General features: G+C 73.1%; 7 protein-coding genes. 6 read left to right on the top strand and 1 reads right to left on the bottom strand.

What is annotated here, in order from left to right; genetic code table 11:
• Window positions 1-681 precede the first annotated feature (681 nt).
• Entirely contained in the window at window positions 682-2916 is a 2235-nt protein-coding gene (locus Acy02nite_RS37155; protein WP_203752270.1) for a non-ribosomal peptide synthetase, read from the top strand.
• 33 nt (window positions 2917-2949) lie between these two features.
• On the opposite strand, the gene Acy02nite_RS37150 is transcribed toward Acy02nite_RS37155, so the two are convergent.
• On the bottom strand, window positions 2950-4104 hold the full coding sequence (locus Acy02nite_RS37150; protein ID WP_203752267.1) for an MFS transporter: 1155 nt from the start codon (window positions 4102-4104) through the stop codon (window positions 2950-2952).
• A 54-nt stretch (window positions 4105-4158) separates the two neighbouring features.
• Here Acy02nite_RS37150 and Acy02nite_RS37145 point away from each other — a divergent pair, with 54 nt between their 5' ends.
• The 5 genes from Acy02nite_RS37145 to Acy02nite_RS37125 are packed head-to-tail and all read left to right on the top strand — an operon-like array spanning window position 4159 to window position 12300.
• Window positions 4159-4893 carry an AraC family transcriptional regulator gene (locus Acy02nite_RS37145; protein ID WP_203752264.1) on the top strand — a complete coding sequence of 245 codons (735 nt, stop codon included), beginning with the start codon at window positions 4159-4161 and terminating at the stop codon, window positions 4891-4893.
• A gap of 39 nt (window positions 4894-4932) precedes the next feature.
• Entirely contained in the window at window positions 4933-5808 is an 876-nt protein-coding gene (locus Acy02nite_RS37140) for an ABC transporter ATP-binding protein (RefSeq protein ID WP_203752262.1), read from the top strand.
• On the top strand, window positions 5805-6482 hold the full coding sequence (locus tag Acy02nite_RS37135) for an ABC transporter ATP-binding protein (RefSeq protein ID WP_203752259.1): 678 nt from the start codon (window positions 5805-5807) through the stop codon (window positions 6480-6482). Before Acy02nite_RS37140 ends, Acy02nite_RS37135 begins: the two co-directional genes overlap by 4 nt.
• Entirely contained in the window at window positions 6479-9607 is a 3129-nt protein-coding gene (locus Acy02nite_RS37130) for an FtsX-like permease family protein (RefSeq protein ID WP_203752257.1), read from the top strand. Before Acy02nite_RS37135 ends, Acy02nite_RS37130 begins: the two co-directional genes overlap by 4 nt.
• Window positions 9604-12300: an FtsX-like permease family protein gene (locus Acy02nite_RS37125; protein ID WP_203752255.1), complete on the top strand. Its 2697-nt coding sequence runs from the start codon at window positions 9604-9606 to the stop codon at window positions 12298-12300. The genes Acy02nite_RS37130 and Acy02nite_RS37125 overlap by 4 nt, the downstream gene beginning before the upstream one ends.
• Window positions 12301-13077: the final 777 nt, after the last annotated feature.

Below are 13077 nucleotides of genomic sequence, written 5' to 3'. Positions count from 1 at the left end.
CCTTCTGCAAGAGCCTTAGGCAACAGCCAAGGCTCATCGTCGCGTTTGTCCGAACGCCAGCACTGCGGTTCCGGGACTCAGCGAAAGGTCGACGTCGGCCCAGCCGTCGCTGCGACGGGCGCGCTGCGGCACCACCGCCGACTCGAAGCGCAGGTGCCCGTCAGGCTGAGCGACCACCTGGGAGAACTCGTTCCGGCTGGCGTCAACCGCGACCGGTTGTGCACAACTGACCGCCAGCCGACGGGCAGAGGCCTCGTCATCGCACGCGGCAACGGCCGGGCCGGTCAATGCCGGAGCGACGAGCCCGGCGGCTATCAAAACCACTGCTCCGCGGGCAGCAAGGACCTACGCCACATCGTATCCCCCGTTTTCGATCTAGCGGCGCGGGTCAGATTAAGATACGTATCAATACAGCGCTAGCCCTTGCGGAAGAACGCGGCCGGAGCGGCGGCTTTGTCGCTAGTCTGTCCGATTTAGATCGCCGCGGTTCCGCGTCTTTTTGCCCCCGCCGAGGACACTCCTCGCGAACATTGACGACGTGTAGTCCACCGTCCACGAATACAAGGCCCGGGCCTGGCTCGGTGCGCGTGACCGTACCCCAACCCCGTCGAGCGGGCTCCTATAGTGACGCGGTGCTCGAGGGACTGGACGAGGTCGATTGGTCGGCGTATCACGCACCAGGTGGCGCTCGACGTGCCGGACTCCCGGTGCGTGCGCCCCGAGGACATCCCGGACGTCGCTCCCTCCGCGCCGGAGCACGTCGGCGGGCCGGACTCGCTCGCCTACGTGATGTACACGTCGGGGTCCACCGGCCGCCCCAAGGGCGTCCGGGTGCCGCACCGCCAGCTCACCAACTGGCTCAGCGCCCTGGAGGCGCGGGTGCCGTTCGAAGCCGGCGAGGTCGTGGGCCAGAAGACCACCGCCGTCTTCGCGGTCGGCGTCAAGGAGCTGTTCGCGGGCCTGCTCAACGGCTGCCCCCAGGTGGTCCTCGCCGACCCGGTGGTACGGGACACGCCGGCCTTCGCGGACGCGCTGGCCGAGCACCGTGTCACCCGCCTCAACCTCGTCCCGTCGCACCTGGCCGGTCTCCTGGAGCACCTGCGGGCGAGTGGGAAACGGCTGCCGGCACTGAGGATCTGCGTCACCGCCGGTGAGCCGCTCCCGGGCAGCCTCGTCGTCGCGTTCCGTGAACTGCTCCCGGGAGCCCGCCTTCTCAACAACTACGGCTGCACCGAACTCAACGACATCAGCTACTACGACACCGCCGGGTTCGGCGGGGACGACGGGTTCGTGCCGATCGGGACGCCGATCGCCAACACCAGGGTCTACGTGCTGGATCGGCACGGCCGCCTGGTGCCGGACGGCGTTCCGGGTGAGCTGCACGTCGCCTCGGCCGGCATCCCCGACGGCTATCACGGCCGCGACGACCTGACCGCCGAGCGCTTCGTTCCCAACCCGTTCGGCGACTGGCCGAGCGACCACCTCTACAACACCGGCGACGTCGTCAGGCACCTTCCGGACGGCACGCTCGACTTCATCGGCCGCTGGGACTTCCAGGTGAAGGTGCGTGGCTTCCGCGTCGAGGTGCGCCAGGTCGAGAAGGTGATGGGCGACTTCGACGGGATCGGGGCCCGCGCGGTCGTGGGTCAGGGCGACCGCCTCGTCGCCTTCTACACCAGCCGGCCGGGCCGGACCGTCGACGGTGCGCGGCTCCGCGCGTTCCTGCACGACAGGCTGCCCGCCTACCTCGTAGCGGACGTGCTCGTCCCGCTCGACGCGATGCCGGCGCTGCCCAACGGCAAGCTCGACCGGCGCGCGCTGCTCGGCCTGCACGCCCGGCAGGGCCCCGGCGACGACCACGAACCTCCGGCCGGGGCGACCGAGCGTGCCCTCGCCGACATCTGGGCCCTGATCGTCAACGTGCCGGTCGCCCACCTCGGCCGCCGGACGCACTTCTTCGACATCGGCGGGCACTCGCTCTCGGCCATGCGGGTGCTCGCGAGGATCAAGGAGGAGTTCGGGGTGGAGGTCGGCCTGTCCGAGCTGTTCGACGCGCCCCGGCTCGACACGGTCGCCGCGACCATCGACCGCAAGATCGAGCGCCGCCGGTCGGACGGACCGACGCCGGCGCGGACTCCGGCACCGCAGCCGAGGATCACCGGCTCCGGGCTCCTGGCGGACAAGGTGGTGCTGGTCACCGGCGGCAGCCGCGGCATCGGGCTCGCCACCGCGCTGCTGGTCGCCTCGCACGGCGCCAAGGTGGCCGTCAACTACCGCACCGGCGAGGCGGATGCGCGGCGCGCCAAGGACCTGATCGAGGCCCAGGGCGGCGTCGCCGAGGTCTTCCGCGCCGACGTGACGTGCCCGGACGAGGTCGGCGCCATGGTCGCGGCGGTGACGGACCGTTTCGGGCGCATCGACGTCCTGGTGGCCAACGCCCACATGCCGTACCGGCAGGGGCCCGTTCTGGATCTCGACTGGGCCGACCTGGAACGCAAGGTGAACGACGAGCTCAAAGCGGTGTTCCATCCGTGCCGGGCCGTCGCGCCGGGCATGCTGGAGCGCCGGAGCGGCAGCATCATCGCCCTCTCCGGCACCGTGTCGAAGCAGAGCGACAACGGCTCTGTCGCCCAGAGCACGGCCAAGGCCGCGGTGGACGCCCTCGTGCGGTCCCTCGCGGCCGAGTTCGGCCCCCGTGGCGTTCGGGTCAACACGGTCGCTCCCGGGGTCACGCTGACCGACGCGGCCCTGGGGATGACGGCCACGGCCAGGGAGGACGCCGCCGCCCGGTCACCGATGCGGCGCAACGCCCTGCCCGAGGACGTCGCCGGCGCCGTGCTCTTCCTCGCCAGCGACCTGGCGCGGTTCATGACCGGCGCCTACCTGCCGGTCGACGGCGGCTCCACCACGGTGTAGCAGTCCATCGCCTGCGTTCCAGGCTGCTCATGGTCATACCTGGGCGAGGTCGGAGGCCTTCCGGGGGTCGGTCAGCAGCAGGCCGAGCAGCAGGGCGGGGATCGGGGTCAGGCAGAGCAGGGCGAAGACGCCTTCGGGGCCGTGGTGCTGGGCCGTCAGGCCGAACAGCGGCGCGAAGAGGCCGCCGATGCTGACGCCCAGGCCGAGGGTCACGCCGGCGGCGGTGCCGGGGCGGGACGGCAGGTAGTCCTGTCCGAGTTTGACCAGCACCGCGAACGGGACGTTCAGGGCGGCGCCGGCCAGCGCCGCGAAGATCAACGGCAGGATCGGGCCGCTGGTGAAGGCCAGTCCGACGAGCGCCGGCAATCCGGCGAGGGCACCCCATTGGACGGTACGGACGGTGCCCACCCGATCCGCGATCCGCCCGCCGAGCAGCGTCCCGGCCACTCCCCCGACCAGGAACACGGCCAGTGCCACGCCGGCCAGGCCGCGGCTGGTGTGCAGGTGGCGCAGCCAGTAGAGCTCGATGAACGTGTTCACCCCGAAGAACGCCGCCGACCGCACCACCTCGATCCCGGTGAGCGCCAGGAACGGCCGCCATTGATCAGGGCCTGTCCGCTGCGGAACGGCGGCGGACGCGGCGAGCCGGTGACGACGCAGCAGGAAGCCCGCGATGATCAGCGCCGGGATCACGAACAGCGCTGTCGACGGCACGCCGAAGTGCACGAGGACCGGGGTGGCCAGCACCGGAGCCAGGAAGAAGCCGACGCTTCCGCCGGCTGCGAAGACGCTCATCGCGCCGGTGCTGTCACCGGCCGCGACCCGGGCGGCACGGCCGGCCGCCGGGTGGAACATCGCCACGCCGAGCCCGGACAGCAGGATCAGCGTCCAGACCGCCGGATACCAGCCGCCGGCCAGTCCGGAGAGCCCGAATCCGAGCCCGGCGAGCGCCACCCCGGCCGCGGCGAGCCAGTCCAGCCGGTACTTGTCGACGAGAACGCCGATGAACGGCTGCGGGATCGAGCTGCCGAGCGCCGCCGCAAGGGTCAGGCCGGAGATCGCGACGTAGCTGTAGCCGTGATCGAGGACGAAGTACGGAACGGTGGCCGGGACCAGGCCCTGGTACAGGTCGTCGACGGCGTGCGCGGTGCCCCACAACCGCATCCGCCGCCAGGTCGAGTCACTCATGGCTCCCAGAATCGCCAGATCGATGGGTGCGGGCTTCCGATATTCTGCCGAGTTGTGTCAGTAGAACGCCAAGTCCTGACCGGCCCGACGATCCGCCCGCTGGGTCATCGGGAGCGGATCGAATGGCACGATCACGCCGTCCACCAATTGGTGTACCCCCTGCATGGAGTCCTGCAGGTGCACACCGGGCGCGGCCTATGGGTCGTGCCGCCGAATCGCGCGGTCTGGATCCCGGCCGAGGTGCCGCACGCCCATCAGGCGAACGGGCCGACCGAGATGCGCTCGATCATCTTCCCGGCGGGGACCAAAGCTCTGGCCGATCCGTCCGTGCTGGTCGTCGGGCCGCTGCTGCGCGAGGTGATCCGCACGCTCAGTGATGACGACGATTTGAGCGCGGACCATCGTCACCACCTGGAGCAGGTGGCGCTGCACCAGCTGCGCCGGGCCGAGGCGCTGCCGCTGATGCTGCCCACACCGAGCGACCCGCGGCTGGTCGCGCTCTGCGACCTGCTCGCGGCCGATCCGGCCGACCAGCGCTCGCTGCACGAGCTGGGCCGGCAGGTCGGCGCCGCGGAACGTACGCTCAGCAGGCTCTTCCGCGCCGAAACGGGCGTCACCTTCCCGCAGTGGCGCGCCCAGCTCCGCCTGCACCACGCGTTGAGCCTGCTCGCCGCGGGCCACTCCGTCACCCGCGTGGCCATGGACTGCGGTTTCCGTACTCCCAGCGCATTCATCGAAGCGTTCCGTAATCATTTCGGCACTTCTCCCGGACGGTACCTAACCGGTTAAGAAACGTGGTAGAAAGGCACGCCCAAGATCGGGGGATTGATGTCTGAGGCACTCATTGTCTGCGAGAGTCTGGTCCGCATCTATCAGACCGGGTCCATCGAGGTGCAGGCTCTTCAAGGGCTTGACCTGGTCGTGAACCGGGGCGAGATGGTCGCGGTGGTGGGCGCTTCGGGGAGCGGGAAGTCGACGCTGCTGTCGATCCTGGCCGGGATCGACGCGCCGACCGCCGGCAAGGCCCGCGTCGAGCAGTGGGATCTGCTCGCGATGTCGCGCTCCGACCGGGTTCGTTACCGGCGGCAGACCGTCGGATTCGTGCGGCAGCAGACCGCCAGCAATCTGGTGCCCTATCTGACGTCGCGACAGGTCGTCGACCTGCCGATGACGGCCGCGCGGAAACCGGCGAAAGAGCGCAGGGAACGTACCGACGAATTGCTTGAGGCTCTCGGGGTCGCCCAGTGCGCCGACCGGAAACCGAGCGAGATGTCCGGCGGGCAGCAGCAGCGCGTGGCGATCGCGGTCGCGCTGGCGAACCGGCCGCACGTGCTCTTCGCCGACGAGCCGACCGGCGAACTGGACACCGCGACCTCGTCGGAGGTGTTCGAGGCCTTGCGGGACGTCAATCAGCGGTACGGCGTGACGGTCGTCGTCGTCACGCACGATGCCGCGGTGAGCGGGCAGGTCGAGCGGACCGTGGCGATCCGTGACGGCCGGACCAGCAGCGAGGTGCTGCGCCGCACGGCGACCAACGAGGACGGCGACACCCACGTGATCGCCGAGGAGTACGCCGTCATGGACCGGGCCGGTCGCGTCCAGATCCCCCGCGAGTACCGCGACACGCTCGAGCTGACCAACCGCGTCCGGCTCGCGCTGGAGTCCGACCACGTGCAAATCCATCCGGATCGGAACGGCAAATGACCGACCCCATTGTTTCCGTACGGGGAATCGAGCGCACGTTCGGCAGCGGGCCGACCGCCGTCCACGCCCTGCGTGACATCTCCTTCGACATCGAACCCGGCACGATGGTGGCGCTGGTCGGCCGTTCCGGGTCGGGAAAGACGACGCTGCTGAACGTGATCGGCGGCCTGGACCGCGCCGACGCGGGAACCGTCGTGGTCGACGGCGACGACATCACCACGATGGACGAGGACGGCCTGTCGCAGTTGCGGCGTGACAAGGTGTCGTACGTGTTCCAGACGTTCGGCCTGATCCCGGTGCTGTCCGCCGCGGAGAACGTCGGCGCGCCGCTGCGGCTGGCCCGGACCCCGGCCGCGGACCGGGAGAAACGGGTGCGGCTGCTGCTCGAGCTGGTCGGGCTCACCGATCACGCCGAGCAGCGCCCGACCGAGCTCTCCGGCGGCCAGCAGCAGCGCGTCGCGATCGCCCGCGCGCTGGCCGCGTCACCGCGATTGCTGATCGCCGACGAGCCGACCGGCCAGCTCGACGCGGAGACCGGCCGCTCGGTGATGGCGCTGCTGCGCGGCGTCGTCGAGTCCGAGGGCGTCACCGCGCTCGTCTCCACCCACGACCCGGTGATGATGGCCCTGGCCGACCGGGTGATCCAGATCAGCGACGGGCGGCTGCACGAGTGATCTCCCTGCTGCTGCGCCGGGCGCGCGCCCAATGGCCGGTGCTCGCCGCGCTGCTCGCCGTCGTCACGCTCGGCGCGACCCTGCTCGGGGTGTGCGCGCTGCTGGTCACCCGCACCGCGCCGGTCGCGCTCTCGGTCGCCGCCCAGCAGAGCGACCCGCAGCGGATGGCCGTCACGGCGTACACGTCGGCGATCGCCGGCAAGGACGCGCGGGCCGTCACCGACGCGACCCGCTCGATCCTGGCCGGGGCCCTCGCGCCGTTCCCGTCGACCAGCGCGGCCCGCGCGTCGTCGGTGATGCGGGAGCTGCCCGGCCGCGACGACAAGGCACAGGCCTACCTGTCCGGCGTCGAGGATCTGCCGGACCGGGCCGCGCTGGTCACCGGGCGCTGGCCGAAGGCGGGCGCCGACCCGCGCCGGCCCGAGACCGTGCTGCTGGAGCCGACCGCGAAGCTGCTGCGCCTGACCGTGGGCAGCCGGGTGCGCCTCAAGGCGGTCGCGATCGGTGACGCGCCGGCGCCCGCCGTCGACCTGACCGTGGTCGGGATCGCGCGGCCCGCGCCGGGCGCCGGCTGGGACCGGGACCTGCTCGACGGCGCCGGGTTCGACCCGAACCACAACGACGGCACCTCGCTGCGGGAGTTCCCGGCGTACGGGCCGTTCCTCGTCGACCTGGGCGATCTGCTCGGCGGCGGCTCGTCGCTGCTGCGAATGGAGATCACCGCCCGGCCGAGCCTGGACAGCGCCACCCCGGCCCGGCTGAACACGGCGGCACGCAACGTGCTCGGCGCGGACGCACGGCTGACCGGGACCCTGGGGGAACGGGCGCAGTTCACCCGGGTCGCCTCCGATCTGCCGTACACGCTGAACGCCGCCCGCAACCAGCAGGACGTCACCCAGGCGGCGGTGCTCGCCGTGGCCGTGCTCGGGACCATGCTGACCGCGGCCGCGCTCGCCCTCGCCGGACGGCTCACGGCCGGGCTGCGCTCCTCCGAGACCGCGCTGCTGTCCGCGCTCGGGACCAGCCGGGTGCAGCTCGCGGTCACCGCGGCGCTGGAGGCGGGGCTGATCACGCTGGTGTCGGCGGCGGTGGCCGTACCCGGATCGTCGCTTCTGCATTCCGCGCTGAGCCATCTCGAGCCGATGGCCGGCGCCCGGCTGACCACCGGCCCGCAGGTGTCGGGCACGCAGCTCGTCACCGTCCTGGCCGGCGCCCTGATCCTGACCGTGGTGCTCACCCTGACCGCGTTGCGCGCCGAGGCCCCGCACGGCGTGCGCGGGCGTCGGGAACTGCTCGCCCGGTCCGGCGCCGACCTGCTGCTGGTCGCGTTCGCCGGGCTCGGCTGGTGGCAGCTGCACGCCCGGCGCACCGAGGCCGACGTGCTGCAGGTCCTCGCGCCCGGCCTGCTCCTGGCCGCCGGCGCCGCGCTCGCCCTGCGACTGGTCCCGCCGGCGCTGCGGCTCGCCGACCGGATGGCCGCCCGCTCGGACGGCCTGCCGCTGCCACTGGCCGCGTTCGAGGCGGCGCGGCGTCCGCAGGCCGCCGCGGCCGGGCTGCTGATCTGCCTGGCCGCCGCGACCGGCACGTTCGGTGTGGCGCTGGCTGCCACCTGGGACAGGTCGCAACACGACCAGGCCGACCTGTCCGTCGGCACCGACCTGGCGCTGACCCTGACCACGCCGCCGGTCGCCGGGCAGGGCACCGCGATCGCCCGGGCCACCGGCGCGCGCGTGGTCAGCCCTGCCACCGACCGCGGGATCGCCGTCGGCCAGTGGCTCGGCGGCTCCGACGAAACTCCCCGGCTGGTCGCGACCGACACCACGCACGCCGGTGAGCTGCTGCGCGGGCGGCTGCCGTCCGGGCAGGACTGGGCGTCGGCGACGCGCGGGCTGGCCCCGGCGAACCCGGTCACCGGCATCCCGGTCACCGCCGGCGCCACCCTGACAGTGACCGGGACCGCGACCGGGCCGATCCCGGTGCGGGTCGCCCCGCAGTTGCTCCTGCAGGACCCGGCCGGTTTGCGCTCGCTGTGCGCGGGCGCGCCGATCGAGCTGGACGGCAGGGCGCACCGGATCACCGGCTGCGCGCCGGTCGACGGGGTGCGCCTGGTGGCGGTGGCTCTGCCGGTCGACTACGACTTCAGCTACCTGGTGGACGTCGTGCGCAGCGACTTCACCGTGACGCTCGGCCTGCCCGGCGCGGCCGGGGACGTCAGCGGCTGGAAGACGTTCGCGGCGCAGGAGACCGGCCAGCTCAGCGGGGCGGCCATGACCGCGACCGGCAACAGGCTGACGATGAGCGGGACGGCGCTGCTCAATGGCGGTCCGACTACCGCGCTGAACCTGATCACGACGGCGTTCCAGGCGCCCGCGGCGGTGCCGGTGGTGGTGTCGCGGCAGTTCGCCGACGCCCTCAGCGTCTCCGCCGGGTCGGCTCTCGACCTGACCGTCGGCACCACCATCGTGCCCGCGAAGGTCACCGGGATCGTGCCGGCCGTTCCCGGCGCGGCGCGCTCCCCGGGCGTCCTGGCCGACATCGACGCGCTGTCCCGGGTGCTGACCGCGCACGGCGACCTGACCTACCCGGCCGACGCCTGGTGGGCCGGCTCGCCCAGCAGCGCCGACCTGGCCGAGCTGCATCTCGGCAACGCGACGACCCGGGCCGGGGAGACCCAGCGGCTGACCTCCGGCCCGCTCAACGCCGGGCTGCCCGCCGTGCTGCGGCTGCTCGTTCCGGCCGCTGTCCTGCTGCTGCTCGCCGGGGTGCTCCTGCACGTCACGCACGACCTGCGGGACCGCGCGGTGGAGGTGGCGCGGCTGCGCGGCCTGGGCATGACCGGCCGGGAGATCCGCACGACGCTGCTCGGCCAGCACGCTGCGATCCTGCTCCCGCTGCTGATGGCGGGAACCCTCGTCGGCGGCCTGGCGACAGTGGTCGTCGCACCCCTGCTGATCCGCTCCGAGACCGGCGCGACGCCCGTCCCGTCGGTCCTCCCGTCCTGGCCCTGGCCGGCCGAACTGCTGCTGATCGCCCTGCTCGTCGCCGGGTGCACGCTGGCGGCCGGCGCGGTCGCCACCGTCCAGGCCCGCCGCGCCGGCGCGGCCCAACTCCGGGTGGTCTCATGATCCGGCCCGCACTGCACTGGCCCAGCGTCCGCGGGCGGGCCCGTGCCGACGCCGGGCCGCTGCTGCTGTCCGCCCTGGTCGTCGTCGTGGTCACGATTCTGGGCGGGTCCGTGCCCGTGCTGCTGCGGACCACCGCCGACAAGGCCGTGCAAGAGGCCGTCCGGCAGTCCGGGGACGACGCCGACGTGCAGGTCCAGGCGCGCTGGGAATGGGATGACGGGCCGGACGGCGGACGGCTGCGGACCCCGGACTCCGCGGGGGCTCTCCACGACCTGCGGGACCGCTCGCTGGACAAGCTCGGGGCGCTGCGATCGGTGCTGCTGCCGCCGGTCGAGTACACCGAGAGCCCGTACCTGAAGATCCTCGACGGCACCGAGCCGCGCAGCTTCCGGATGAACTACCTGGCCGGGCCGAGCGGACCCGCGGTCACCTGGGTCTCCGGCACCGCCCCGAAGGCCACCTCCGACGAGCCCGACCTGGAAGTGCCGTTCAACGCGCCGCCGTGGCCGGTGCAGGTCGGCCTCTCCGAGACGTCGGCGAAGACGCTGGGGGTCGGTCCCGGCGACCGGATCAAGATCGAGGACGTCAACCACACCCCCAAGGACGTACGGGTGAGCGGCGTCTTCCGGCCCGTCGACCCGGACGCGGCGGAGTGGCGGGCGGCGCCCTGGCTGCTCCAGCCCGTGTACGGGCAGGACGGCGCGGGAATCACCCGGTTCGGCGGGCTGCTGTCGGCGCAGTCGCTGCCCGACGCCCGCCTCGCGTTCAGCCAGGACGAGATGCCGCGCATCATCCGGTTCAGCCCCGACCCGAGCCTGCTCACCCTGGACTCGGCGAACCGGATCGTCTCCGCCGTGATCGCGCTCAAGGCATCGTCCACCACGTCGTCCGGCGACCGGTCCCTGGAGGAGCAGTGGTCCACCCAGCTGGACTTCGTGCTGCGTGACGTGCAGGACCAGATCGACGCCGCCACGGCACAGGCCTCGGTGCTGCTCACCGCGGTGATCGTGGTGGCGGTGCTGATCCTGCTCCTGGCCGCGCAACTGCTGGTGGCGCGACGTGCCCCGGCCCTGACCGTGGCCCGGCAGCGCGGGGCGTCGCTGACCTCGCTCGGCCTCGAGCTGCTGCTCGAATCGGCGCTGGTCACGGTGATCTCGGCGGCCGCCGGGGTGCTCGTCTGCGTGCTGGTCGCCGGCGGCGTCTCCTGGGGCTGGCTGCTGCCGGTCGGGCTGGCCGCGATCCTCGCCGGGCCGGCGTTCGGGGTGGCCGCGGCGTACCGGGCCACCCGGGATCGGCGGGTCCCGGCCAACCGGAGCGCCCGCAAGATCGGTGAGCGGACCGCGGCGCTGCGCCGGCTGACCCTGGAAGCGGCCGTGCTCGCCGCCGCGGCGGTCGCGCTGACGCTGCTCCGGCAGCACGGGGTGTTGCCGTCCGCGGGCGGGACCGTGCTGCTGCCCGCTGCCGCTCCGGCCCTGGGCGTGCTGACCGGAGCGGTCGTGATGCTGCGACTGCTGCCGCTGGTCACCGGGTTGACGCTGCGGCAGGCGCTGCGGTCGACACGGCCGCTCGCGGTGTTCGGAGCCGCCCGCGCCGCTGTGGTCTCCAGCCGGGCGTTGCCGGTGCTCGCCCTGGTCACCGCTGGCGGGCTGGCCTCGTTCGCGCTGACCGTGACCAGCACCACCGATCGAGGGCTCACCGACGGGGCCTGGCGGTCGGTCGGCGCTGACGCCCGTCTCCAGGTCGCCAACGAGGGACTCGCCAAGGTCCCCGCGATGGTGAAACAGATCGCCGGCTCGCCCGGGGTGCACCACGCCGTTGCCGGGCAGGTCCAGGATCAGGCGCCGGTGGTCGTGGGCGACACCTCCCGGCCCGCGCGGCTGGTCATCGTCGACAGTGCCGCGTATCGCGAACTGCTCGCCGACACCCCCCTCCCCCAACTGCCCGAGCTGCCCGGCGCCTCCGGTCCCGCCGTTCCGGCTCTCGTCCGATACGCCGACGGGGACGTCCACCCCGGCGACCAGCTCCGGTTGTCCCGGAAAGGCGCGCCGGCGCTGACGTTCACGGCGGTGGGGACGGCTCCCCCGGTGGACGGCGCGCAGGACGTGGTGCTGGTCGACGCGGCGGCGATGACCGCGACCGGGTACACCGTCGAACCGGACACCGTCTGGATCACCGGCCCGGGTGCCGCCGCGGCGTCCGCAGGCCGCGACGCGCTGGTGACCCTGCGGCAGCCGCTGGAGGACAGCCGGCGCTCGGCGGCGCTGGTCACCGGGTTGATCCGGCTCGCCTGGGCGACCGCGGGAACGCTGCTCGCCCTGGGGCTGCTCGGGTTCGCGCTCGGCGCGGCGGCTGGGGCGCCCGCACGGTGGCAGACCCTGAGCCGCTTGCGGACCCTGGGCCTGCGCACCGGCGAGGCCCGGCGGGTCGCGGCCGGGGAACTGCTGCCGCTCGCCCTGGTGGCAGCCGTCGTCGGGCCGTTGCTCGGGGTGCTGTTCGCCCGGGTGACGCTGGGGCCGCTGGCGTTGCGGCTGCTGACCGGTCAGTCGGAGAACCCGGTTCTGGTTCTGCCCTGGCTGATGATCGGTGTGGTCGGGGTGTTGTTCCTGGTGATGGTGGTCGTGGTGGTGTCAGCGGAGGCGGCGGCCCGACGACGGCGCCGGCTGAGCGAGGTCCTGCGGGTCGGGGGCGCGTGACCGTTTCCGGTCACCGTCCTCGCCGCGCCCGGGCACTTCCGGTCCTGACCGCGCTCGGCCGTTTTCCGGTCCTCGCCGCGCCGGGCACTTCGGTCCTCACCGCGCCCCGGCCACTTGCGGCCCTCGCCGCGCTTGGTCGCTTACGGTCGCGCCCGGCCGCTTCCGGTCACGGTCATCGCCGCGGCGCACGGCCGCTGCTGGTGCGGTGGCTTGCCAGGCGGCCCCCGCCAAGACACCCATGACGTCCAGCCGACGCAACTCGGCTGGTGCTCACGGGTGCCACTACCCGCTGAAACACCCATGACGTCCAGCCGACGGAACTCGGCTGGGGCTCACAGCTGTCAAACGGCCCGAAGGCAACCCTCAGCGCCAGCCGACGAAAGCCAGCTGGTGCTCATGGCTGTCAAACAGCCTGGAAGCAACCCTGAGCACCAGCCGGGGTGGGCGCGCCGCGGCTGGGCGGTGATCACGACGTACCCGCGGAGCAACCGCAACCGGAGACGGCCGCGCGCGGCGGCAGGAACCGCAACCGGAAGCGCGGGCCGCCTGGCGAGCACCGCAACCAGCAGCGGATCCCAAGCGGCGGCCGCAAGATCACCGGAGTGCGACGCCGCCCAAAAGCACCGCGACCATTACCGGACCGGGCGGCGCGGGGCGGGCGCGGGGCGGCGCGGGGCGGCGCGGGGCGGCGCGGGGCGGCGCGGGGCGGCGCGGGGCGGCGCGGCGCGGGCGTGGCGCGGGCGTGGCGCGGGGCGGCGCGGGCGTGGCGCGGGGCGG

The sequence above is a fragment of the Actinoplanes cyaneus genome, assembly GCF_016862095.1.
In the GTDB taxonomy this organism is placed as follows: Bacteria; Actinomycetota; Actinomycetes; order Mycobacteriales; family Micromonosporaceae; genus Actinoplanes; species Actinoplanes cyaneus.
This window is presented reverse-complemented; position numbering and strand designations above follow the sequence as displayed.

Excerpts from the sequence above, each read along its gene's own strand:
- Acy02nite_RS37150 (WP_203752267.1), bottom strand. The coding sequence starts at position 4,104 with ATGAGTGACTCGACCTGGCGGCGGATGCGGTTGTGGGGCACCGCGCAC.
- Acy02nite_RS37140 (WP_203752262.1), top strand. The coding sequence starts at position 4,933 with ATGTCTGAGGCACTCATTGTCTGCGAGAGTCTGGTCCGCATCTATCAG.
- Acy02nite_RS37135 (WP_203752259.1), top strand. The coding sequence starts at position 5,805 with ATGACCGACCCCATTGTTTCCGTACGGGGAATCGAGCGCACGTTCGGC.
- Acy02nite_RS37125 (WP_203752255.1), top strand. The coding sequence starts at position 9,604 with ATGATCCGGCCCGCACTGCACTGGCCCAGCGTCCGCGGGCGGGCCCGT.